Below are 25743 nucleotides of genomic sequence, written 5' to 3'. Positions count from 1 at the left end.
CTGTGATGACTATTGCGCTGACTTTTGTGCCGTCATTTTGCGCAGCTCTTTGACTTCTGGATCTTCGTTGGTTGCGCCTTTGAATAAACGCTCATAGTTGTTCCAGATAATTCGAATCATCATCAGTGAAAACGCGATAGGTAAAATCATGTAGAAGTACTTCATCGGGATACCTGTAGTCTGAGACTTCCAAAACAGATTCATTTTGTTGAACACGAAGTCGTAGCTGAGGTAAACGAAGTAGCCGTTGAAACAGAGCCATAAGAAGTCAGCGATGGTTTCACTCACGGTCTGCACGATTGGCGGAAAGAATTTAAAGTGAAAGCTCACTCGGTTGTGCGCCGACATCTTGGCCGCAACAACAGCCCCTAGATAGGCAAACCAAACGAACATGTAAGTCGCGACTTCATCACCCCAAGGTATGGAGTAATCGAAAAGCTGACGAGTAAGGATTTGTGTAAACAGCAATAGGACAAAGCTTGCGAGCAGCAGACAACAGGTATATTCCTCAATGTTGTTTAGGTGCGTTTTTATTGTTTTAGCGACTGACATATAACCTCCAATGTTGATTTCCACATGACAACCAGTCGCTCACGGTCCTAAAAAGATCAGGTACAGAACAGATCAACGAGTACAGCCATGTAAATGCCCTATCTCACTGTTCTATCGCTAGGTGATTAAGTAGCGCAGAACAGCAGATAGGGCGTATCTAATCGTTACTTTCTACCTAGTAACTCAAGAACGTCGTCTAGCTTGTCTTTGCCCCCAATGCTTGAGTAGAACTTAGGCCAAACTGACTTAGTCACCTTGCTGATCCACTCTTGCTCGTTGTCTGCTGGGTCTGTGAATACCATGCCTTTCGCTTGTAGCTCTTCACGGATCTTGTTTTCCGTATTTTCTAGATAAGCAAAACTGTGCTCTGTCGCTTCCTGACCTGCTTCAAGAATGATTTTTTGCATTTCAGGAGTCTGTTGTTGGAAGACCGTTTCACTCACAATTAGAGGTTCCAAAGAGAAAATGTAGCGAATGTTGGTCACGTACTTTTGTACTTCGTTGAATTTCATCGCGTGGACTGTGATGTAAGGGTTATCTTGTCCATCTACCACGCCTTGTTGCAGGCCAGTGAAAGTCTCAGACCACGCCATTGGCGTTGGGTTTACACCCCATGCTTGATAAGACGCGATCATGATTTCGTTACGAGGAACACGAATCACTAGCCCTTTCAAATCTTCTGGTGAAGCAACAGGCTTTTTCGAGTTGGTCAAAACCCTAAAGCCAGAATAAGCCCAACCGACAATACGAACACCAGCGTCACGAATCGTGTTATCAACTAAATCTTGGCCTACTTGACCTTGAGTCAGTAGCACTGCTTCTTCTGCGCTTTGAATCACGTAAGGCATGGTCAATAGACCAACGGTTGGAGAGAAAGGCGTCACGTTGTTGATCGCCAGTACAGAGAAGTCGAGAAGACCGATTGCTGCGTCGTTTACGGTGTCTTGCTCATTGCCTAATTGGCCATTCGGGAACAGGTCGATTTTCACTTTACCGTCTGTTTTTTGCTCCATCAGTTCAGAGAATGAGGTCGCTAATTCCCACTGCGTACCACCAGCAGCATCGCCGATAGCCATTTTAAAATTCGCTGCTGCCGCGGTATGAGATAACACCGCTGTTGCTACAATAGTGACACCAGCAATAATTTTATTTTTAATCAATTTCATAGTCTTAACCTTTCCTATCATACAGACGTCCTGCCTGTACTTTGCTCACAAGGTGACCTGGTACAACTTTCCTGGTCGTAGTTCTATTTCCCTATTTTGGAAACAATGTTCGAGTAGCTAAAGCACTTCATCCTTTAACGAATACCACTGATAAAGGAACTGTTGCCCTACTCTTCGAAATGGTGCAAACATCTCAGATTCCACCACTTCCCTCACGTTGGGGAACGGAAGTTTTGATTCAAATATTGGCAAGTCAAGCTTATGACCTTCACCTGCGATCCACTGGGCAAGGCGCTTGCCTGCTTGAGCGGAGTACATTACACCATTGCCGCCATACCCTAGTGCGTAGAATATGGATTGCTTTGGATTCGGCTGATAGATTCTTGGCATCATGTCGTGGCTAACATCAACCCAACCCCACCATGAATAATCGATTTTGATCTGGTCGAGAGAAGGGAATTTTCGAGTAAGATCCGCTCTCAACATATCTTCGTATTTCTTTTCAGGTGCATTCTTGCCACTGATGGCACTGCGTGTACCAATCTGCACTCGGTTATCGGGTAACAAACGGTAGTAATGACGCAGAATTCTGGTATCAGTAATCACCTGATTGGTTTTGAAGTTACACGCGGCGATTTCGTCTTGAGTTAACGGACGCGTCACCATCGAGTTAGAAAGTACTGGCAATAGGCGATTTTTAAGCTCTGAATGCAAACCTTGGCTGGTATAGCCGCCAGTACAAACACCGACAGAACGAGCCTTAACCACACCACCTGGTGTTTTTAGGTAGTGCACACCGTTGCGTGTTTCCCAACCCATCACAGGGCTTGCTGGGTGAACTTTTACGCCGAGTGCTCTCGCCTTTCTTAGATAACCAAACGCCAGTTTCCCTGCATGAATACCAATACCTTCTGGCTCATGCATTGCGCCTGCCGCTTCTTGATCACCAACGTAATCACGTTTTACGGTTTCCGCATCTAAGATCTGCGCATCGTAATCGAACGTGTCACGCAGCAACTTGGCTTCTTTTTCAAGTGTTGCCATCACTTTGGGACGATGGGCAACGTATAAGTGGCCGCCCGGCTGTGGGTCACAATCAATGTCTTTGATCAGAGACTTAAAGGTGTTCATTCCATCGACGCATTCGCGATGCATTTTCAGTGCGGTTTCGAGTCCCCAGCGTTCAATCCACTGAGAACGTTTCAAACGTCCTGACGCACACTGAGCCTGGCCACCATTTCGGGTACTGCAGCCCCAACTCATACGGTTAGCTTCAATCACAGTCGCTTTAATGCCGTACATTTCAGCAAGGTGTATCGCGGTGCTTAGGCCTGTGTAGCCTGAACCGATTATCGCTACATCCACATCCATATCCGATGTAATTGGACCATCATCTTCAGGTGGCGCGCCTGCGGTATCTACCCAATAAGTCGGGGCGTATTCCTTGCCGTGACCTGGGCTCTTGTCTTTAAGTGGATCGTATTTTGGGTCGTATCTTTCTTTTGCTTGGGTGCTTTCTTGTGCTTGGGTGCTTTTCACCTTTGGCGGCACATCGGCTGCCGGTTGTTCCATTACTAAACTCATAATTCGACTCTCCTAGTCATAACACGTGGACTGATTTTGGTTTCGTGTCTAGCTCTTGGGAGTGTTGTTAGGAGTCAAAAGAGGTCGTGTTTTACGGAAGGCATTTTTTACGCTGATTTTTCCATCTTTCAGGGTAAACACATCAACCATACGAGCTTCGATGACGGTGCCATCAGGGTTAGTCGCAGAGAACGTTGATTCACTTACCGCACGGTCACCACACACAAAGTGGACAGGGTCGCTCCAGGCTGCATCTGGAAAGTTCTGCCAAACCAATTCAAAGCTATTGCGAACGGCGTCGTACCCTTCGATAGTGTTTCCAAGTTCGCCTTCTCCTGCCACGGTGTGGAAGACACAGTCTTCAGTCATAAACGACATTAACGCTTCAATATCATGGTTATTCCACGCATCACTAAAAGACTGTAAAAAGGCGGTGTCGACTTGGTTTTCCAGCACGAATGTCGCTGCATTGGTTTGCATATTCATATTCCAGAATCCTTTATGTTTTCGTTATTGGTTTAAATTTCAGTAGCTTTGCGCCACTTTTTTATTAGAGTTTTTAAACTAGATCTGTGAAATTTAACAACTTGATAACAAGCTTCGCCACTCTAACTTCGAGTTACTTTATAAACAATCTTTAAGCTCACAGATTTCATCTTTTTATAAATTAATTAGTGTTCTAATTTTATTTACACAGTCACTCACTAGATTTATACGAGGTCTAAATAAAATAATTAGAAATATTAGACTTTAGTCGAAATCAAAATCTTGATGGTACTTTCGGCCATACTGCTCAAGCTGGCGATCATGAGTATTAACTTGTAAATCGATATTACCCTCGCCTTTATTAATTACTTGATTACCATCTACATGGGCTTCATTTTTCAAATCAGCCAGTTTCTCTTCAATATATTCTGTCGGTTCATTTAAAACATTCATGGAGATTAATTCCTTTATCAGGTTTACTTTCGCTGACGGAAGAATATGAACGGATACTAGACCGTTTGAATATTCTTTCTCATCGTACAAAGGCTGAATGGCATCATTGCCACCTTCCTTAAATGGGTGAATGGAATACCACTTATCCTTTCGTTGCTCTTGCTGATCACAATCAGCCACATTGAATATCTGAGTCTTATTGAAGTCACATGGTGAGTTAAAAACACTAACCTTATGATAATCAATGGCTTTAATAATATTGATACAGTCTTTACTTTGGCTATGACATACAGACCACAGCGCATTAATCAGGTTATCTGTCCACTCAAGTAAACGGGTTGGAAACCCCTGTTTCTTGGCTAAACACATCAATAACCAATCGTTTATCTGGTGTGCATTCAACGAATGCCCGCCATAAACTCTCACGGTCGAAAGAAACTCTTGTTCGACACGGCGAATATTCTTTCGATTTGAGCGACCTAAGCTTGGCATCAAGTTATTATTTTCATAATCACACACGTTATAAATCAAACCACGATGCCCATTACACTCTTTAATGAGTGAATCGATTATTTTATACAGCTCGTCGAGTGAGCTTATATAATGTTTATTTTTCACAACATACATACTACGATTCACTTAATTTAAATTCGGTAAGATCCAAATATCAACAACCCTATCAATCGATGATAAAAATCAACCAATAATAACGATTGACCAATAGTCAACTAGTGTCGTTATTTTATTTTTTCTAAAATGATAATAAGTATATATCTTCATAAACAAGTATCAGTATTAGAACCATTCACTAAGTAGCTATGAGTTAATGGTCGATTAATAATAACGAGTAACAAAGTTTATATAGCAATAACCACTTATTTCCCTAACGAACATTTAATTAGTGTTCTAATGTTTAACTGGAAATTATTGAACTAAGCGTTTACGTTCTTCACCTAAGTCCTTTGCCAATACCCGTTGGTATTGCCCGACCACATTCTCGATAGCACTTTCTCTAACACTCTCGAGATATCTACGGCCGGACAAACTTCCTATGACTTATACGTAATCTTTGTATTTATCTAGGAAACGAACCGGTGTTGATAGTGCATCTCGGCGGAACGGGTCACCCAATTCCTGAGTACACATGATTTCAATGATGGTTGTTTTGCCTTCGTTCATCTGCATGTCGATGGCTTTTTGCAGGGTTGGACCTACATCTTCTAGCTTATCAACCGTGATACCTTCAGCGCCCATAGCTCGTGCGATTTCTGCAAAGCTTTGGTTTTCAAGTTCACCGGCAACAAAGCGTCGGTTGTAGAAGTCGACTTGGTTCTTCTTCTCCGCACCCCATTGACGGTTGTGGAATACCACGGCTGTCACTGGAATGTTATGGCGAACACATGTCATGGTTTCCATCAAGCTCATGCCCCACGCACCGTCGCCTGCATATGAAATAGCGGGGCGATGAGGTGCCGCTGCTTTCGCACCAATGATGGTCGGGAATGCGTAACCACAGTTACCGAAACTCATTGCAGCAAAGAAGCTACGTGGTTTCTCAAAGCGTAAGTAGCTGTTTGCCACTGAGTTGATGTTACCGATATCCGTCGAGACCATTACGTCTTCTGGCATCGCTTTTTCTAGCTCACGCAATACTTGGCGTGGGTGTAAGTATTCGCCACCAGAGAACGGAGTCTCGTGTGAGTTTTCCTCAATCATATCCAAGCTGAAAGAGTCACGTTCGTGTGTCCACTCATCAAGCTCTTTTTCCCAAAGTGCTTTTTCTGTAGCGACGGTATCTTGGCGAGCGCCTTTGTTGTCATCACACAACAGTGCACGACCTTCCAACCTTTCAGATAGAGCAACCGCTGCTGCTTTTGCATCACCACAGATACCAACCGAAATCTTCTTAACCAGACCAAGCATCTTGTTGTCGGCATCAATCTGAATGATTTTCGCGTTCTTCGGCCAGTAGTCCATGCCATGTTGAGGCAAGGTACCAAATGGACCAAGACGTGTACCCAAAGCGATAACCACATCCGCTTGAGCCATCAATTTCATTGCAGCTTTCGAACCTTGGTAGCCTAAAGGACCACACCATAATGGGTGACTAGCAGGGAAAGAGTCATTGTGCAGGTAGCTGTTCACTACGGGAGCACCTAGTCTTTCTGCCAACGCTGCACACTCTTGAACTGCATCGGCCATTACCACGCCGCCACCAGAAATGATGACTGGGAATTTAGCTTCAGCTATCAAGTCTGCTGCTTCATTCAGAGATTTCTCACCACCAGGACCACGGTCTAAACGCGCTGGTTTAGGGATTTCAGTTTGAGTTTCACCGTAGAAGTAGTCACGAGGAATGTTTAGTTGAGTTGGACCCATTTCACTCATCGCACGGTCGAAGCATCGGCCTGTGTATTCCGCCATACGGTCTGGGTGCGTTACGTGTCCTTGATACTTAGTAAACTCTTGGAACATTGGAAGCTGGTTACATTCTTGGAAACCACCTAAGCCCATTGTTTTAGTGCCTGTCTCTGGCGTCACAATTACGACCGGGCTATGTGCCCAGAACGCAGCTGCAATTGCTGTTACACAGTTACTAATACCAGGGCCATTTTGCCCGATGACTACACCGTGGCGACCCGATACACGAGAATAACCATCTGCCATGTGGGCAGCGCCTTGCTCGTGTACTACTGGAACCAATCGAATGCCAGCAGGAGCAAAGATATCCATTGCGTCCATAAATGCCGACCCCATGATGCCGAACATATCGGTAACATCATTAGCAACCATAGTTTCAACGAACGCTTCTGATGGTGTCATTGTTACTGTGCCGGAAACAACCGTACGTTTTTCTTGCTCGCTCATTCTTCCATTCTCCTTGAGTTAACCAAAATTTCATTTTTCGGAATGAATTGTCTCTTTTTCGAATTCATTTTCACCTTAGTAGTAGAATTTTTGCACGTCAACTTTTTATATTAAATTGGAACAATTCATTCTAATTAACAAAACTGGATCACATTATTGGTAGTTTTTCGTACAAAAAGTGTCGTTAACTTAACTGGAGCTGTTAATAATCGATGACATATCGCGATAGCAGCGACAAGTGATGAGCTATATAGAGGGAAATATGATGAAAGAGGCGGAATTGGTACCAACGCAGCCGGTAAGCGTGAGAGAACGCTTTGGCATCGACAGTAACCTAACGGTGATGGCATTTGAACATCCGGGTGAATATGTGCCGAGAGTCGATCCTAATTACTGTTTTGACCCCGAAGTGACGCTGGCTATATTGGCAGGGTTCACCTCCAATCGTCGCACGCTGATTCAAGGCACACACGGAACGGGCAAGTCATCTCACATTGAACAAATCGCCGCGAGATTGAACTGGCCATGCTTGAGGATCAACCTAGACGGACACTTAAGTCGCTTGGATTTCATTGGTAAAGACAGCATCGTCATTAAAGACGGAATGCAGGTGACTGAGTTTAAAGAAGGTATTCTTCCTCAGAGCGTTCAACAACCCATCGCACTGGTATTGGATGAGTACGACGCTGGTCGTCCTGACGTGATGTTTGTGATTCAACAGCTATTAGAACAAGACGGCAAATACACCTCTTTAGAACAAAACCGAGTGATCACACCTCACCCTTCTTTCCGCCTGTTTGCTACCTGCAACACGCTTGGCTTGGGTAACTTTTCAGGTTTGTATTCTGGCACTCAAGTGCTTAACCATAGTCAATTAGATAGATGGAACATCATCGCTACGCTCAACTATTTAGACCCACAACATGAAACCAAAATCGTGTTATCTAAGCTTCCAGAGCTGAATAATGAAAGTGGCCGACAACTGGTCGAGAAAATGATCGCTACCGCAGGATTAACGCGTAACGGGGTTCGGGCTGGCGACCTTTCAACGGTGATGTCTCCGCGAACGGTGCTCACTTGGGCCGAAAACATCCAAATATTCGATGATGTAGCCACCGCATTTAGGTTGTCATTCTTGAATCGCTGTGAAGACGAAGAGAAAGAACTGGTTAGCGAATACTATTTCCGTTGCTTTGGTGAAGCCTTGGAAACGCATACTCAAAACTATTCCCACTCGGAGTCGTAAACCATGGCCAATGTTTCTTCCCAACAGAAAAAGATCCTCGATATTGGTGTGTCTGTCGCCAGAGCAATCAGTGGCGAACTCAATCTGAACTATCGGGGAGAACGTCTCTATAAAGGCAATAAGCCCTGTTATTACCAGTCAGCACATACTAACGATCTCACCTTTGTTTCTCGCCACGAGCTAAAAAGCAGCAAGCTATCGATGCAAGGTAAGATCGATTCATCGGCACTGCGATTGTTACTTTCAGACGCTGACCTCCATTATTCATTGCGCCCTCAAAACGAAATAGAACGTCTGCTTTACGACTTCTGCGAACAGGTCCGAATTGAATCTCAAGTCCCGCCTTATCTAAAAGGCGTGACCACCAGTATCCAATTCAACTTTGCGTATTGGAGCGACCAATATCATCAAAATGGCTTTACCGAATCACGAATAGGCATGTTGCTGTTTACACTAATGCAAGTCATCCACACACGCTTAACTGGCGTTCCGGTGTCTGAGCCTATCGCTGAGACCATTGAATCGACTCGCGCCGGCATCGTGCCTACTTTTGGGCATAGCCTGAAGCGCTTAAAACAACATAGAACCGACCAACAACAGTTTGCACACTGCGCCAACGAGTTGGCAGCCCTTGCACAAGAGCTCATCGACCAAGAGCAAGAGAGCGATAGCTCGGCTACGCCAACCGTTGAAGAAGACATAAAAATCCTTGCGCAGCTTGCCCTTATCGTTGATGGAGACATTCAAGATCAATACGTCGATACTGACATCACGGGCAGTAGCAAGGTGTTCGAGCTTTCGGGCGCGAATTATCAGGTCTTTAATTCAGAATTTGATCAAGTCATCGCCGCAGACAAACTCGTCAGGCGCGCCCTATTACTCGAACTGAGACAGAAACTCACCGATGACATCATGGCGAGACAAGTAAACACTCGCCGTTTGGCCGCTATGCTCACTAGTTTTGTTGCCACGCCACAGAGGAACCGACGTCAGGACCATTTAGAAGAAGGCATTGTTAACGCCACCACCATAACCAAGCTCATCACGTCGCCATTGGATCGCACTGTCTTTTATCAACCTGACATCGGTGCATCTCATCAATGTGCTATCACGTTTTTGATGGATTGTTCAGGTTCAATGCAAAAGCACAGTCACAAGCTAAGTTTGTTGATGGACACCATTCTCAAATCTGTAGGATTGGCTGATATCCCATTTGAGATCATTGGCTTCACTACCAACAACTGGAATGGTGGCAAGGTCTATCGACAGTGGCTTAAACAAGGCCAACCAAAGCACCCAGGCCGCTTGAACGAAGTTCGGCACATCGTGTTTAAGGATTTTGATACGCATTGGAGACGCTCTCGCCTTGGCATTGCGAGTCTTCGTAAAGCAGACGTCTTTAAAGAAGGGATTGATGGCGAAGCGGTGCAGTTCGCTAGCCAACGGTTGCAACAGCACACTGCTCAACGAAAGGTTTTGATCGTGTTCTCAGACGGCAGCCCAATGGATACCGCCACCAGCACTGCCAACGATCAGTTCTATTTGGATAACCACCTCAAACAAGTGATTGAACGTGAGTCGATCAAAAACGGAATTGAGATTCATGGCGCGGGGATGGGAGTGGATTTGAGCCCGTACTACCGCAGTAACATCACTTTAGATGTGCAGGAGAGCTGTTTGTTTGGGTTATCTAGGAACATCTTCGAGATGCTAAAGCGTTAGGAGGTATAGGTCGTAAGCAGTGAAATATCGGCTAGCAGGCCGCTAGCCTTTTATCGGAATGTTCTTAATAGGTAGCAATAAACTAAGAGACAGCAAACAACGACCATGCAGAGACAGCCATCAAGTACCCACCAATCAACATCAACACAATAAACACCAGCTTTCTGAGTTGATCATTGGACAACGGTGGTGGGAAACGTCGAGCAAACATCGTGACAAGCGCCACCAAGGGGACAGCAATAGCAGATAACCACAGTATGCTCTGTTCCATGTCGCCTGCAGCGTAGACATTGACGGTACGAGACATTGACGTACAAGCGAACACCATCAGCAGTGTGCTTCGCACCAGATCGAGCGTAAAAGGCTGCCGATAAAGATGATAAACAATCGGTGGACCTGCCATCCCAAACAACCCACCCGCTAACCCAGAGCTAAAGCCTGAGACAAGGAAAGATACGGTTGCCGAGCGATCCTTTCTGGTTTTAGGTTTGAACATAAAACTCAAACCTGCGAATAGCACCATCGCACCCAATAGTCCTCGGAGAATATGCGTTGCCGAATCGCTTAACTCGTCCAGCAAGTACACCCCCATCGAAACGCCGGGAATAATACCGATGACCAACACCACCAGAATCTTGAGTTCCCCAAGCAGTGGCTTACCCATCAACGCGACCAAGCAATTGAACAAGGTCACAATACTGACCACAGCGGCTATAACGGGTAAGGAAACCAGATTAAGGCTAACCGTTAAACCAATCACGATGATACCGAGGCCAAATCCGGTGACAGTTTGAAAATAGGTACCCACCGCGATGGTGGCAAGAATAGCGAGTAAAACAGGTAACTCCATCAGCAGTCCTAGTTAGGTTGTTTTTGGGGGGTTGATTTGAATGTGAGTATCAGCTTCAGGAGCTAGATTTTAGTATCTAAAATCAAATGTCGATTCATCTCTTTTTTCAGAATCAGCCGCCACGTCAGTCTTTGAATTTGCTGTTTTTCCTTGCTGCGCTTGTACCGCGGTCACCGCGATCACATTAAAGATGTCTTGTGCGCAACACCCTCTTGATAAGTCATTCGCAGGTTGACTCAACCCTTGTAACAGTGGACCAATCGCAACTGCCCCGCCTAACCTTTCCGCAAGCTTATAACCAATATTACCGGCTTCTAAATTCGGGAATATCAACACGTTCGATTGACCTTTCACCTCTGAATCTGGCAGCTTCTTCGCGGCAATCTCAGTCACAATCGCGGCATCGAGTTGAACATCCTGATCGACGGCGATTCCGGGACAACGCTGTTTCACGAGTTGAGCCGCGTTACGAACCTTATCGACTGATTCGTGCTTGGCGCTGCCGTTGGTCGAAAAAGACAGCATTGCGACTTTAGGTTCTTCCATCAGTAGCGTTTGAGCGCTGTTTGATGCGGCCACTGCAATCGATGCTAGCTCGGTTTCATTGGGGTTAATCACCAAACCACAGTCACTGAAAATCATGCCGCCTTTAAGATTATGGAAAGGCTCACACAACATCATCAGAAAGAAACTGGACACCAATTCACTGTCTGGCGCGGGGCCGATAATCTGAAGCGCAGCTCGCACCACATCAGACGTGGTATAAACCGCACCATTAACTGTGCCATCCACCAGCCCCTCTCTGACCATCAAATTGGCAAAAACGAGTGGGTCTAGAACCAGCTCTAGCGCATCATCGTAAGTCATACCTTTCGCTTTTCTTAATGTATACAACCGCTCAGCGAGGACTTCTTTGAGTGATGACGCTTGTGGGGAGACAATGTGAATGCCCACAAGATCAATGTGATGTAATTCTGCAGCAGCGATGATCGCTGGTTCATCCCCTACTAGGGTGATGTGAGCGAGCTGTTTGTCTATCGCCATTCTTGCGGCTGCTAGTACTCGCGGGTCCTCAGCTTCACTCAAAACCACTCGCTTACGATCTAAGTGAGCCTTGTCAATAATCCGTTCAATCGCCTTCATCTTAAATTCCATTTATTGAGATTAATTGTTCCATAATTTATATTTATATTATTGGAATAATAAAAAAGGTCAAATTTTATTCAGATAATTGAAGAATAATGATTTGGTATGTACACTCTTAAGCATAGACATATCGCAAGGATGGATCATTATATGCAAACAGAAACACCACCAGTTCAAGGGGATACACCGACTCTCCGACTTTTTGCACTATTAGAGGTGATAGCGCAAAAAGACGAGTTTATTTCTCTTCAAGGATTAGTCGAAGAAACTGGACTGCCAAAACCTACGCTGCACCGAATGCTTCAGCAGTTAGAAGCGGCAGGCATTATTCAAAGAGACGGCGATGAGAAGCACTACAGCTCAGGTATTCGACTCAGAAAGCTTGCCGAAAACCTATTGTTGAATAGCACCATGCACAGTGCCCGACGCACTATTCTTGAAAATCTGAGAGCAGAAGTTGGTGAAAGCTGTAACCTAACGGCGCTATCAAGTGGCGAGATCATCTATCTTGATCGCGCAGAAACTGAAGCACCCCTTCGTTTTCATCTACACCCAGGTTCTCGCGTCCCGGTGCATTGCTCAGCAAGCGGAAAACTGTTTTTGGCGCACATGTCTAAGTCACAGCGCAGACGATTAATTGAAAATGTGCCACTGACTCAATACACCGTGAACACCATTACCGACTATTCGATGTTAGAGAAAGACATCGAAGAAGCGAAAATCCAAGGCTTTGCGATTGATGACGAAGAATTTTTGCCGGGCTTAGTCTGTATCGCCGTGCTGATCCCATCATCTACGGGTCAATCAAACCTCGGCCTAGCGATACAAGCGCCTGTAATTCGAGTCAAACCTGATGAAGCGATCAAGTACCTACCCGCTCTTCAGAAAGCCGCAAAAGCGCTAGCGAAAATAGAGTCTGATAATTGGAGTCAACAATAGGTCATTTTCTTAGACCGCTTCGAGTGGCTATCGCTTCGCAAGCAACAACTTAAGCACTAACGAGCTAACGAGCTAACGAGCTAACGACCACTATCTTCGACCAATCAACGGTTGGTCGAAGTCATTTGAACACTCGCCAACCCGCATATAAGCAACACGTCTAAAGTAATCACAACAAAGGAATCACGATGCTAAACATTAAGAACCAGCACTTACTCTCTTTTATGGTGACAGAAGCGAACAACGCAGTTGCAGTCACAAACCCAGCGACAGGTGAACTCGTCGGACACGCACCTATTTCATCACAAGCAGAGTTAGCAAACGCGATTGAACGTGCTCATGTTGCACAGAAAGAGTGGGCCAAGGTTCCAGCTAAATCTCGTGCTGCATCACTACACCGTTGGCACCAACTGATCCTTGAAAACAAAGAAGATCTGGCTCGAATCATGACGATTGAGCAGGGTAAACCGTTATCAGAAGCGACAGGCGAAGTCGTGTATGGCGCGAGCTTTATTGAGTGGTTCGCAGAAGAAGCCAAGCGTACTTATGGTGATTCTATTCCTAGCACAGTCGCTGGCAAACGCTTGGTGACCATCAAGCAGCCTATTGGAGTCGCGTGTGCAATTACGCCATGGAACTTCCCTATTGCAATGATCACTCGTAAAGCAGCTCCAGCCTTGGCAGCCGGTTGTAGCTTTGTCGTAAAACCTTCAGATGAAACACCGCTTTCTGCGTTTGCTGTGGTTGAACTGGCTTATCAAGCGGGTATCCCGAAAGATCTATTACAAGTGGTGCTTGGCGACAGCCCTGAACAGATCGGTGAGCTTTTCACATCACACCCACGGATCAAAAAGATCTCTTTTACTGGTTCGACTCGAGTCGGCAGTATCTTGATGGCTCAAGCGGCAAAAGGCATCAAACGCACTTCTATGGAGCTCGGTGGCAACGCACCTTTTATTGTGTTTGACGATGCCGACATCGACGCGGCCGTTCAAGGCGCAATGGCGTCAAAATTCCGTAATGCGGGACAAACATGTGTCTGTGCAAACCGATTCTACGTTCACAGTAAGGTATACGATGAGTTCGTGGCTAAATTCGATAAAGCGGTTCAACAGCTTAAGATTGGTAACGGCTTAGATGAAGGTGTCACCATTGGTCCTGTTGTCAGTCAGAATGCGAAGAACAACATCCAAGCATTAATAGACAGAGCGGTAGAACAAGGCGCGACACCTGTGACGCCAACTCAAGAGCTTGATGGGCTTTTCCTTCAGCCTGTCATTCTTAAAAATGTGAAACACAGCATGGACATTGTTCAGCAAGAGATCTTTGGTCCTGTCGCTCCTGTGATGCAATTCGAGACAGACGAAGAGCTTATTGAGATGGCAAACGACACCATTTATGGATTAGCGTCGTACTTCTACAGTCAGAACATTCATCGAGTATGGAACATCGCAGAGGCACTTGAGTACGGTATGGTCGGTATTAATGATGGCCTCATCTCAACCGAGGTCGCGCCCTTCGGCGGTGTTAAGCAATCAGGTATTGGCCGTGAAGGAGCTAAAGAAGGCATTGATGAATACATGGATATCAAGTATCTGTGCTTTGGTAGTAACTAGGTTTTGGAAGTAGTTAGGCTTGGTCGTAACTAAGCCTGACTCTTAGACATCAGCAAGCTTAAACATCGAATAGCCCTACTAACACCTCTCTTCTGAGATTCCCCCACACACCAAAAAAACAGCAAAAAAAAGCCGCGCTATAAAAGCGCGGCACCTTGGGCTCGGTTAAAGGGGGTTTCTTTTTTTTAGTATTTTACATTCTCTGTTTTTGTTATTGGGTTGCTTCTCTATCCCTGCGCTTTCAGTTTTAGACGCATAGCATGCAGCACTGGCTCAGTGTAACCACTAGGCTGAGCGCAGCCTTCGAATACCAACTGACACGCTGCTGAAAATGCAATACTGTTTTCAAAGTCAGGTGCCATATTACGGTAGCTCGGGTCGCCAGCGTTTTGCTCGTCAACTACTGCGGCCATGCGCTTCATGGTTTTCATTACTTGGGCTTCATTACAGATCCCATGACGTAACCAGTTCGCAATGTGTTGGCTCGAAATACGCAGCGTAGCGCGGTCTTCCATCAAACCTACATCGTTAATATCTGGCACCTTAGAACACCCGACGCCTTGGTCAATCCAACGCACTACGTAACCAAGAATACCTTGCGTATTGTTGTCCAATTCGTTTTGGATATCTTGAGCTGTCAGCTTTTGATTACCTAATAGCGGAATAGTCAGAATATCATCGACGTTCGCTCTCACTCGCTCACGAAGCTCTTTCTGACGACTTGGTACACTCACCTTGTGATAGTGCAGAGCATGCAAAGTCGCAGCAGTTGGAGAAGGAACCCAAGCAGTATTTGCGCCCGCTTGAGGATGTCCGATTTTCGCGTCCATCATCTTGGCCATATTGTCTGGCTCTGGCCACATACCTTTACCAATCTGGGCTTTACCTTGCAGGCCACAAGCTAAGCCAAGATCAACGTTCTGATCTTCGTATGCGCCAATCCAAGTCATGGTTTTCAGCTGTGTTTTAGGAGCAAATGGTCCCGCTTCCATACTGGTGTGAATCTCATCACCCGTTCGGTCTAAGAAACCTGTGTTGATAAACACAACGCGATCTTTAGCCGCTCGAATACACTCTTTAAGATTGACTGAAGTACGACGCTCTTCGTCCATGATGCCGACTTTGATCGTGAATCGATCTAGCCCTAATGCATCTTCAATGCGGCCAAACAGCTCATTGGTGAACGCGACTTCTTCAGGACCATGCATCTTAGGTTTTACAATATTGATACTGTTCGCGGTCGAGTTTTGGTAAGCACTGTTCCCTTTTAAATCGTGCATTGCGATTAACGAGGTGACCATGCCATCCATAATGCCTTCAGGGACTTCATTGCCTTGAGCATCAATAATGGCAGGGTTGGTCATTAGGTGGCCCACATTGCGTATGAACAACATGCTGCGACCTTTCAGCGAGATCTCACCGCCCGTCACGCTAGTGTATTGGCGGTCTGGATTAAGGTTACGAACGATGGTTTTGCCGTTTTTCTCTAGCGACTCTTGTAAGTCACCTTTCATCAAGCCTAACCAGTTACGGTAAGCCAACGCTTTATCTTCACCATCGACCGCAGCGACCGAGTCTTCGCAATCCATAATCGTAGTCAGTGCCGATTCCACCAGCACATCTTTAATACCAGCTACATCGACGCTACCAATCGGAGCGCTTGGGTCAATTTGAATTTCAATATGTAGATTATTGTGCTTAAGCAGAATGCTTGAAGGTGCACTTGCATCACCCTGGTAACCAATGAACTGGTTGCGATCGATTAGAGTGACTTCTTCGCCGTTGTCTAAGGTCGCTGTCAGTGTATTACCAATGCTGACGTTGCTGATGCTGTATTTAGTCACGTCTTTATGAGAGACACCGTTTAACGGTGCAGCGTCATCAAGGAAACCTCGAGCGTAGCTCACCACTTTAGCACCGCGTACCGGGTTAAAGCTTCCTCCCTTTTCCGCGCCATCACTTTCACTGATGACATCTGTTCCGTAGAGCGCATCGTATAAACTGCCCCAACGTGCGTTGGCCGCGTTAAGTGCAAAACGTGCATTCATAATAGGTACAACAAGCTGCGGACCCGCTTGTGTTGCAATTTCAGGCTCAACGCTGGCAGTCGTTACTTGAAAGTCATCACCCTCAGGAACTAGGTAGCCAATCTGCTGTAAGAACTGTTTGTACTCGGCCGCATCTAGCGTTTGCCCAGCACGCTCTTGGTGCCAAACGTCAATTTGATGTTGAAGATCTTCACGCTTGATAAGCAATGCGCGATTTTTTGGAGCCAAATCTTCAAGGATGGTTGCAAATGATTGCCAAAAGTCTTCAGCGACAATGCCTGTTCCAGGAATCACCTGCTCATTAATTAATTGGTAGAGGGTGCTATCAATGTTCAAGCTTCCCTGTTGAATACGACTGCTCATAAAATCTCTCTCAAACTAATTTATGGCTACTCAATAAATTTTCGTGACTAGCTCAAATTTACTTTACTGACTTAAACTTACTTAACGGACATGAATTTAGCTAATTTATGCCGGTTATATTGGATATTCATATAAAAAATACCCTAAAAACTGTGTTATTCCGTTACTCCACTCTCGATTTCGTTAGCGACACTTTTAATCAAACGACGCATCCACTGGTGGTCTGGATTGGTTTGTAACAATGGACTCCACGCCATCTTCACCTCAAAGGGTTCAATCGCAAATGGCGCAGGCTTGATCAACAATCTAGGGTTATTGCGCTGCAGTTGAGCGGCTTTGGTAGGAATAGTCAGGATCAGGTTCTTCTGTTGTGCGAAGAGAATCGCCGACAAGTAGTGTCGCGTAAACACCGTGATGTTACGGGTTTTACCAATGCGCATTAGTGCTTCATCTATCCAACCAAGCTTTTGTGCTTCACTTGGGTTTATCCCGACTCCCGTTCCCATACCAGTCTTACTTACCCAAATATGTTGCGCCTTTAAATAAGACAAAATATCGAAATTGTCGGCTATCGGGTTGTCACAACTAAATAGACAAGAAAACCCGTCGTGCCAAAGGCTCATCTGGTGAAACGACTGAGGAATATCGTCAAATCGGTTGATAATTATATCAACGGTACCTTGCTCTACATCCTGATAGCTCACATCACTTGGCGTCATTATATCCAGTCGTATTTTCGGTGCTATCTCGCTCAGTTTTTTTAATAGCGGCTGAATAATGGTCGACTCTGCATAGTCACTCGCCATGATACGAAACACGCGTTCACTGTCTTCTGCATTAAACTCTGTGGTCGGCTGCAGTGTCTTCTCTACATTCGCCAAGATGTTTCGAATCAGTGGCTGCAACTTGTGCGCGCGTTCGGTCGGTATCATCCCTTCACTTGTTCTCACTAATAGCGGGTCTTCAAACAGATCACGCAATCGGCGAAGGCCATTACTCATGGCTGGTTGAGTAATACCCAATTGATTTGCTGCTCGTGTAACGTTTCTTTCACGTAGCAACATGTCTAAATACACAAGCAAATTAAGGTCTATACGAGCAATATTCATAAGAAAAATACCGAATATAATAACTATAAATTAACAAAATTATCACATGAGTGATTATTCTTTGTCCATAGCAAAGTTTTAATCCAAGCCAATTTGGCAACCATACCCCACGTGAAACTAAGGAATAGTTATGTCGCAAATTACACAAGATATCGAAATGATAGAAGTTGCAAAAAGCGCTGCAGGTGCTCCATGGGATGCAATCAATGCTGAATCTGCTGCTCGTATGCGAGCTCAAAACAAATTCAAAACAGGTCTAGATATCGCGCAATACACGGCAGATATCATGCGTGCGGATATGGAGGCTTACGATAAAGACAGTTCTCAATACACTCAGTCTTTAGGCTGCTGGCATGGTTTTATCGGCCAACAAAAGTTGATTTCTATTAAGAAGCACTTTGATGGCAAGACAGACCGACGCTACCTATACCTATCAGGCTGGATGGTTGCAGCACTTCGCTCAGACTTTGGTCCACTTCCAGACCAATCTATGCATGAGAAAACATCGGTTGCAGGCCTAGTAGAAGAACTATACACATTCCTGCGCCAAGCTGATGCACGTGAACTGGGTGGTTTATTCCGTGAGCTAGACGCTGCACGTGAAGCGGGCGACGTTAACCAACAAGACCTTATCCAAGACAAAATCGACAATCACGTAACACACGTGGTGCCAATCATCGCCGATATCGATGCAGGTTTTGGTAACGCAGAAGCTACCTACCTAATGGCTAAGCAGATGATTGAAGCAGGCGCATGTTGTCTACAAATTGAAAACCAAGTTGCCGATGAGAAGCAATGTGGTCACCAAGACGGCAAAGTAACGGTTCCACACGCTGACTTCCACGCAAAACTTCGCGCACTTCGTTACGCTTTCCTTGAACTAGGCATCGACAACGGCGTTATTGTTGCTCGTACCGATTCTCAAGGTGCTGGCCTAACAAAAGAAATCGCAGTAGTGAAAGAGCCGGGCGACCAAGGTGATATCTACAACTCATACCTAGATGTTGAAGAGATCGATGTTGCAGATATGGCAGAAGGCGACGTTTGCTTTAACCGTGACGGCAAGCTAGTTCGACCTAAGCGTCTACCTTCAGGCTTATACCAATTCCGCCAAGGTACTGGTGAAGACCGTTGTGTATTCGACTGTATTGAAGCAATCAACGCGGGTGCTGACCTACTATGGATTGAGACTGAGAAGCCACACATCGGTCAAATCAAAGAGATGATGGACGGCGTACGTGAAGTTCACCCTAATGCGAAGCTGGTTTACAACAACTCTCCATCATTCAACTGGACGCTAAACTTCCGCCAACAAGCATACGATGCGATGGTAGCAGAAGGTAAAGATGTTTCAGCTTACGACCGTGCTAGCCTAATGAGTGCTGAATATGACGAAACTGAATTGTCTAAACGAGCTGATGACAAGATTCGCACATTCCAAGCGGATGCATCTCGTGAAGCGGGTATCTTCCATCACTTGATTACTCTACCGACTTACCACACTGCAGCGCTGTCAACCGACAACCTTGCAAAAGAATACTTCGGTGACCAAGGCATGCTGGGCTATGTTGCAAATGTTCAGCGCAAAGAGATACGCCAAGGCATCGCTTGTGTTAAACACCAAAACATGTCTGGTTCAGACATCGGTGATGATCACAAAGAATACTTCGCGGGTGAGAATGCACTAAAAGCCGCGGGTGAAGCGAATACGTCTAATCAATTTGATTAACCGCTAACGCTAAAGCCTCCCCCGTCCTTCTCTCTTACTTAGGTAAGATCCGGGGGAAGGCTTTGAGATAAAGCTTGTACTGCCAGCTTTATCTCAAAGCCTCAGATTTGTGTTCCACACCACGGTTAACCGAACAACTTCTGTTTAAGCTAACTGTATACGTATTTGTTCAGATTCCTATTTGTTGAGAGTGCCTATGACTTCAATACCTACACACCTACAAGATGCAAAAACACTGTTATCAGAGAATGGTTTCGCGACGGGTGATACTTGGTATCACGGCACATCTTCAGCTTTATTGGCTTCTATTCAAGGCCAAGGTTTAAAACGTTCTGGAGACAAAGCGCTCAACGAAGCAGCTTCAAAAACTATGGCGACCATCGGCAACAACTACACCGAATCGGTTGAGCCAGTGTTTCTCACCCAGAGCAAAGAACTGGCATATTACTGGGCTCAACAAACCGTTCGTGAGCGAGGCGTTCGCTTCGAAGGTGAAGAACAGCCTATCGTATTAGCGGTAAACTTATCTGAAAAGCAACGTCCCAAAGTAAGACCGGACGTAGGAGCAATGAGTCTATTGATGATGAGTGTGGGCGAGCAATTCATGTCTCACCTCACTGAAATTTATCAAGCCAATAACATTGCAGGCCCCGACATCGAGCTTCGCACTGCTGATCGCATGGACTACCTCAATAAACTCGGTATGGCCTACATTGATGAAGACATCAGCCGTGCTTGTGTTCAGGAGTTAGCTGAGCCCGAGTTGGCCGACTGAAAACGTTCAACAAATCAGTCTTCTTAAAAACAAAAATGGCTCCCAACACGGAGCCATTTTTATTTGCTATCAGCCTATCTCACAAGACACTGGCACATCTAGATTATGAGCACAGAAGACCTTTCTGTGCAGGTTGCGTCATTTCGATGTCACCTTGTAGAGAACGGTAAACGATGGTGTTCCACACTTCACCATTATCCATTTCAAACTCAATAGCGTAATTCAAACCCGCGACAACCTGAGTTCGAACACTCAAGATCTGCTTGAGATCAGCTGAAGTGTTCATTTGGCTAAGAACTGCGTTTAAAGCTTGCTTGGCTTCTGGTGTTATCTCACTTTTCGACCAACCACCCGTCAGGTTTTTAGTGCTGCAGATGGGGTTCGCATTCTCTTGCGGTTGAGTTGGTACCTCTGATTTCTGACTACACCCAGCTAACGCCACGACACTAAACAAGGTTGCTGTTCCAAGTAATGATGTTAATCGTACGTTCTTCATAAATTCTCTCTACCTCAATCATTTACGAGGGATTACTCGCAATAATGTTTCATATGCAGGCAAGCTTAAACCTCGAATGTCATCACTTCATCAGAGATTATGGTGTAACTACTCTATAAACACAGGAGATTGTCAGGAAAACAAGCCGAGCACTGGAGCTCTGCTTTTATCCACCTGATATTTAAATCATTAAAATGAGTAGCGAGAGAATAAGCGAGTAATAATACAGACATAATTAATCAGTTAATTACATATCTCACACCAAATACATTCACGCTGTAATTAATAAGATGAGCTCATGTTGATTTGGATTATGATATTGGTTCAAAAAATAGATATTTGAGATTATTTTATAAATTCAAAAGTTTATGCTCGGCTTAATCATGTCTGATTTTAAAACTGTGATCCAGCCCGACAAGTTGTTGATAATAATGTACTTTGTTCATCTGTGAATTCATTCAAATATGGAAAATCTTTATTGTTAAGGGTGGGTGCAAGTAGTAAAATCTCACCCGATTATGCAACTTACTTCTCACAACATGGACACAAGTAAAGTTACGATTAGCTCTCTCAAAGTAACGTAACTTCAAACACATACCTAAAATCAGTGTCCTATAGATAGTGCAGATCAAATAAAAATAATTATATAAACCTAGGCTAGGTTAAACATGAAATTAACGTCGTCTTTAGGCTCACTGTTGGCTAGCAGTCTGTCTATCGAAATAAAACAGCGAGCGCTGATAGAGCTCGTCATCAACACTTATCAGCCACATGAGCGCACTGAGCTTTTTCAAAACGTGACTGAATATCGTAGAAGCCAGTTAGAATTGCTTTTCCCAGAGCATCAAAACAAAAGCTACTCTGTATTGTTTGAGGTGATGGACTACCGCGATCTGATTCTGCGCTATCCAAATACACTATCTGCAGAGATTGCTCTTCTAGAGCAGGCTGTAGGGCAGTGCTATATGCATTGGCTAGATTTCTGGTGTGAGTGTGAAATTGCTGCGATCAAAGCAAAATCTCCATTAAATCCAAGCTCCATTTCTCATGTCGACCTCCCTATCAATGACAGTGCTTATTACGGTGCGATCATCGAACAGATAGAACATGAGCCACTTTTGGTACAAACACCGAGTCACCCACAAGGAATGCCAATCAGCGATGCCATTGCTTTAAGCAATCTCGAGGTGTTCATCAAGGGCGAGAAATGGTTTGAGATGCTGCCTTTATTACACCTTTCTCAGGCAGGTAAGCATTTTATTCTGCTCAAGCATCCAGTCGATGAAGCCTTTCCAACACTGGTTTCCTCTGCGCTGATTCAAGACTGGTCTAAGAATGACACTTGGCTAAGTTACGCACCGCCGTTCAGCAATGAGCAATGGCAATACTGTTTAACCAATTACGGCTACGATGAACTCGCAGGGTTACAACTTTTCACACCGCCTACACTGTCAAAATGTTACTCTCTCCCAGAATTTGACCAACAATTCCAGTTACAATTGTCCGACAAAGATGCCCTGTGTGAGGTGTTACGTCTGACAGTCAGTGGCAATACCCAACAAAAGCTCTATTTCCTCTACCTTTCTCAAAAAGAGCTGATGAGTGTGTTACACCAAATAGGCTATAAGATTGGCTTCACTATTATCGAGCAACCTTTCATGCTTCAGTTTTATCAAACCATTGATTCCAATGCATACTTCCATTCTGGATATTGCGAATTAAATGACGATGGCACGACAATTTATCGTGGATTCTGGAATTTTGAGATGATGGTAAAAGCGTTCAATAATGTCGATTTTCGAAGCTACAAACGCGCAGTGCGAGAAAGCAGAAAGTCATTAGAAAAGTCGCGCTCGGCAGGAAAAACTAGCTCGGTGAAAAAGGATGAACATGTTTGATTTCGGCCTAGAGGCGATCATCTATGCAAAAGCAATCACACTGCTTGCAACCGTGGCTGTGGTTGTCATGTGGTTGTTCTATTACTGCTATCGCCTGAAACAGAAGAACGAAGTGATCGCAGGGACACACCATGCCCCTTACATCGCATATTCGATCTGCATTGTTGCGTGGATCAGCAGTAACGCTTATTTCCATACCGACTTATTACCGGAACTTGGGGCCTCGGCCGCCGTGTTCGCCGCAAAGTTTGCCAACCTCGCCTCGTTCTTTGCGTTTGCCTTTGCCTATTACTTCTCGTGCAAACTCGCCGCTGAACAACGTAATGGTAAGGTTCATGTGTGGCAGCAAGCCATTTTCGTCACCCTGACCGTCTACTCCTTCTTTATCAATTTAAGTCCGGGGTTAACCGTTGAACACGTCACCATTGCAGGCCCAAGCCAGTTCGTGATTGAGTTTGGCCCGCATACGCCGTACTTCTTTATTGGGATGATTAGCTTTGTAGTGCTAACACTACTCAACCTGGTGGCCATGCGCGCCAACAGCAGCAAGCTAACTTTAGCCAAAACCAACTATATGATCGCCGGCATTTTAGTCTTCATGCTGTCTACTGCGACGATCCACCTAGGCATGACCTACTTCTTGCGTGATTTCTCGCTCACTTGGCTGCCACCAGCTTTGTCGATAAGTGAAATGTTGTTCGTTGGCTATGCCCTGCTGACCTCGCGCTTCTACAGCGTGAAATACCTGGCGTACATGAGCCTAAATGCGATGTTGGTTTGTGCTATTTTGGTGATCCCTTTTGGCGCGATATTTATCCCGCTGACAGACGACAGTCAATGGCTTGTTGCTATCCCAATCTGCGCGATTATCGGCATCACGTGGCATGTTCTCTACAAGCGCGTAAGCCACTACGCCTCGTTCTTTGTCTACGGAAACAAGAAAACGCCAGTACAACAGATCCTCTCACTAGAAGACGATTTCAAGCTGTCGATTGATGATGCAATGCGTCGATTAGGTAGCCTATTGCAGATTCCCGAAGACAAGTTGCGTCTGGTGAACAGCAACTACAACGAAACCTTCTACGAAGATTACCTGTCTACCAACAAGTCCGTTTTAGTGTTCGATGAGCTGTCTCAGGAGCTTGATTACACCGCACCAGCCAAGCGCTCGATAAAAGCCCTATATGACAAGATGAGCTCAAACGACACCGCTTTGGTGATGCCTCTGTTTGGTCAGGGGAAATCGGTCACGCACTTATTGGTCTCATCACATAAGAGCAACGATAAGATGTTCTCTAACGAAGAGATCTCTGCACTGCAAACCTTGTTAACTCGTGTACAAAGCACCATTGAAGCCGATAGACGCATTCGCCAAAGTCGCGCGCTTGCTAATTCTATCGCACACGAAATGCGTAACCCGCTGGCTCAAGTGCAGCTGCATTTTGAGGTGTTAAAACAGCACATTGATAACCAAGCCCCAGCTAAACAAATCCTAAAGGATATTGAGAATGGCCAAGCGGCGATTCAACGCGGGCGACAACTGATTGATATCATCCTGCGCGAAGTCAGTGACAGTACGCCTGAACACGGCCCTGTGGCCATGACCTCTATCCACAAAGCCGTAGATCAAGCCGTAAGCCACTATGGTTTTGAGAATGAAAAGATCATTGAACGCATTCGTTTACCACAACACGCTGATTTTGTAGCAAAGCTCAATGAAACCTTATTCAATTTCGTTATTTTCAACCTGATACGTAATGCAATCTATTACTTTGATTCTTATCCAGAAAGCCAAATTGAGATCAGCACCAACACAGGGCCTTACGAGAACGTTCTGATATTCCGAGATACCGGCCCTGGCATTGACGAAGCCATTGCACATAAGATCTTTGATGACTTCTTCTCTTACCAAAAAAGCGGTGGTAGCGGCCTAGGGCTTGGCTATTGCCAACGTGTGATGCGTTCATTTGGCGGCCGAGTTGAGTGCCACTCTAAACTTGGGGAGTTTACTGAGTTCCACCTGTACTTCCCGGTAGTACCCAATGCACCCAAAGCAGACGCACTTCGTACGCCTTACTTCAATGATTGGAAAAGTAATCAAACCACAACTGAAAACAAACCCAACGCAGAAGTTAAGCCAGATAACCAAGCGGAAACGCAAAGTTCAGAGCCAACAAGTACGCTAACCCCAGAGAACCATTTGGCTCCAACCGTGCTTATCGTCGATGATAAAGAAGTGCAACGCACGCTTGTTCAGATGTACCTGAGTCGACTTGGTGTAAATAGCTTGCAAGCCAAAAACGGTGAGAATGCCGTCGAGCTGTTCAAAACACACAAGGTCGATTTGATCTTAATGGACGTACAAATGCCGGTAATGAATGGTTTTGACGCAAGCCAAATCATCAAGGCACGCTCACCTCAAACACCAATCATTGCTTTGTCTGGCGAATCAGGACAACACGAGTTAGATATGATCAGCAAACTGATGGATGGTCGCCTAGAGAAGCCAACCTCTTTGAAAGTGCTGCAACACGTGCTCGATAACTGGCTTGAAAAAGACTGGGCGTCGAATGCTCCCAAAGAAACCGAAGATGAAGAGTAAATTCAGGAAAACACGAATCGCCATTTTTCCAGTTGATTACTGTCTGCCTCACAACTTTCCTTTAATTATTCATCAAAAAGCCAGCCGAACAAGGC

At 45.2% G+C, this 25743-nt stretch carries 19 protein-coding genes; 8 read left to right on the top strand and 11 right to left on the bottom strand.

Annotated elements, in window-relative coordinates:
• Positions 1 to 9: 9 nt before the first annotated feature.
• The 6 genes from AB6E54_RS10400 to xsc form a co-directional block, all read right to left on the bottom strand.
• Positions 10 to 552, bottom strand: coding sequence for a TRAP transporter small permease (locus tag AB6E54_RS10400; RefSeq protein WP_372106913.1), 543 nt, complete (start codon positions 550 to 552; stop codon positions 10 to 12).
• A gap of 164 nt (positions 553 to 716) precedes the next feature.
• The gene (locus tag AB6E54_RS10395; protein WP_017059971.1) at positions 717 to 1718 is read right to left on the bottom strand and encodes a TRAP transporter substrate-binding protein; all 1002 of its coding nucleotides are present in this window, start codon (positions 1716 to 1718) and stop codon (positions 717 to 719) included.
• Between the two features lie 117 nt (positions 1719 to 1835).
• Complete coding sequence (locus AB6E54_RS10390; protein ID WP_372038961.1) at positions 1836 to 3302, bottom strand: NAD(P)/FAD-dependent oxidoreductase; 1467 nt, start codon at positions 3300 to 3302, stop codon at positions 1836 to 1838.
• A 48-nt stretch (positions 3303 to 3350) separates the two neighbouring features.
• Positions 3351 to 3788 carry a nuclear transport factor 2 family protein gene (locus AB6E54_RS10385; RefSeq protein WP_017074738.1) on the bottom strand — a complete coding sequence of 146 codons (438 nt, stop codon included), beginning with the start codon at positions 3786 to 3788 and terminating at the stop codon, positions 3351 to 3353.
• Between the two features lie 264 nt (positions 3789 to 4052).
• Positions 4053 to 4868, bottom strand: coding sequence for an FRG domain-containing protein (locus AB6E54_RS10380; RefSeq protein ID WP_372106911.1), 816 nt, complete (start codon positions 4866 to 4868; stop codon positions 4053 to 4055).
• Positions 4869 to 5297: 429 nt separating this feature from the next.
• Positions 5298 to 7109: a sulfoacetaldehyde acetyltransferase gene (gene xsc, locus AB6E54_RS10375; protein ID WP_004731917.1), complete on the bottom strand. Its 1812-nt coding sequence runs from the start codon at positions 7107 to 7109 to the stop codon at positions 5298 to 5300.
• A gap of 262 nt (positions 7110 to 7371) precedes the next feature.
• On the opposite strand from xsc, the gene AB6E54_RS10370 reads away from it, so the two are divergent.
• A complete protein-coding gene (locus tag AB6E54_RS10370) occupies positions 7372 to 8355 on the top strand; it encodes an AAA family ATPase (RefSeq protein WP_372106910.1) in 984 nt (327 codons plus the stop codon).
• Positions 8356 to 8358: 3 nt separating this feature from the next.
• Positions 8359 to 10077 carry a cobaltochelatase CobT-related protein gene (locus AB6E54_RS10365; RefSeq protein WP_372106909.1) on the top strand — a complete coding sequence of 573 codons (1719 nt, stop codon included), beginning with the start codon at positions 8359 to 8361 and terminating at the stop codon, positions 10075 to 10077.
• Positions 10078 to 10159: 82 nt separating this feature from the next.
• On the opposite strand, the gene AB6E54_RS10360 is transcribed toward AB6E54_RS10365, so the two are convergent.
• Together AB6E54_RS10360 and pta are read right to left on the bottom strand one after the other, a co-directional pair.
• A complete protein-coding gene (locus AB6E54_RS10360; protein ID WP_372106907.1) occupies positions 10160 to 10927 on the bottom strand; it encodes a TSUP family transporter in 768 nt (255 codons plus the stop codon).
• A 69-nt stretch (positions 10928 to 10996) separates the two neighbouring features.
• A complete protein-coding gene (pta, locus tag AB6E54_RS10355) occupies positions 10997 to 12070 on the bottom strand; it encodes a phosphate acetyltransferase (protein ID WP_372106905.1) in 1074 nt (357 codons plus the stop codon).
• Positions 12071 to 12223: 153 nt separating this feature from the next.
• Between pta and AB6E54_RS10350 the strand changes: the two genes are divergently transcribed.
• Together AB6E54_RS10350 and AB6E54_RS10345 are read left to right on the top strand one after the other, a co-directional pair.
• Positions 12224 to 13012, top strand: coding sequence for an IclR family transcriptional regulator (locus tag AB6E54_RS10350; RefSeq protein ID WP_004731927.1), 789 nt, complete (start codon positions 12224 to 12226; stop codon positions 13010 to 13012).
• 188 nt (positions 13013 to 13200) lie between these two features.
• The gene (locus AB6E54_RS10345; protein WP_108194327.1) at positions 13201 to 14628 is read left to right on the top strand and encodes an NAD-dependent succinate-semialdehyde dehydrogenase; all 1428 of its coding nucleotides are present in this window, start codon (positions 13201 to 13203) and stop codon (positions 14626 to 14628) included.
• Between the two features lie 227 nt (positions 14629 to 14855).
• Here AB6E54_RS10345 and AB6E54_RS10340 read toward each other — a convergent pair whose 3' ends face one another.
• Complete coding sequence (locus tag AB6E54_RS10340; protein WP_017094719.1) at positions 14856 to 17039, bottom strand: malate synthase G; 2184 nt, start codon at positions 17037 to 17039, stop codon at positions 14856 to 14858.
• 155 nt (positions 17040 to 17194) lie between these two features.
• The gene (locus tag AB6E54_RS10335) at positions 17195 to 18148 is read right to left on the bottom strand and encodes a LysR family transcriptional regulator (RefSeq protein WP_009845781.1); all 954 of its coding nucleotides are present in this window, start codon (positions 18146 to 18148) and stop codon (positions 17195 to 17197) included.
• 130 nt (positions 18149 to 18278) lie between these two features.
• On the opposite strand from AB6E54_RS10335, the gene AB6E54_RS10330 reads away from it, so the two are divergent.
• Both AB6E54_RS10330 and AB6E54_RS10325 read left to right on the top strand, forming a co-directional pair.
• Positions 18279 to 19877, top strand: a complete 1599-nt coding sequence (locus AB6E54_RS10330; RefSeq protein ID WP_017059981.1) for an isocitrate lyase — start codon at positions 18279 to 18281, stop codon at positions 19875 to 19877.
• A gap of 196 nt (positions 19878 to 20073) precedes the next feature.
• Complete coding sequence (locus tag AB6E54_RS10325; protein WP_102332704.1) at positions 20074 to 20652, top strand: hypothetical protein; 579 nt, start codon at positions 20074 to 20076, stop codon at positions 20650 to 20652.
• A gap of 103 nt (positions 20653 to 20755) precedes the next feature.
• Here the strand turns inward: AB6E54_RS10325 and AB6E54_RS10320 are convergent, their stop codons facing one another.
• Positions 20756 to 21148, bottom strand: coding sequence for a cystatin domain-containing protein (locus AB6E54_RS10320; RefSeq protein ID WP_017059983.1), 393 nt, complete (start codon positions 21146 to 21148; stop codon positions 20756 to 20758).
• Positions 21149 to 21816: 668 nt separating this feature from the next.
• On the opposite strand from AB6E54_RS10320, the gene AB6E54_RS10315 reads away from it, so the two are divergent.
• Entirely contained in the window at positions 21817 to 23046 is a 1230-nt protein-coding gene (locus AB6E54_RS10315; RefSeq protein WP_102332705.1) for an acyl-homoserine-lactone synthase, read from the top strand.
• The gene (locus AB6E54_RS10310) at positions 23039 to 25648 is read left to right on the top strand and encodes a hybrid sensor histidine kinase/response regulator (protein WP_102332706.1); all 2610 of its coding nucleotides are present in this window, start codon (positions 23039 to 23041) and stop codon (positions 25646 to 25648) included. Before AB6E54_RS10315 ends, AB6E54_RS10310 begins: the two co-directional genes overlap by 8 nt.
• Positions 25649 to 25743: the final 95 nt, after the last annotated feature.

The organism is Vibrio sp. 10N.247.311.49, assembly GCF_041467655.1.
GTDB lineage: Bacteria > Pseudomonadota > Gammaproteobacteria > Enterobacterales > Vibrionaceae > Vibrio > Vibrio crassostreae_C.
The sequence above is the reverse complement of the archived record's forward strand: the minus strand, read 5'-3'. Positions and strand labels throughout refer to the sequence as shown.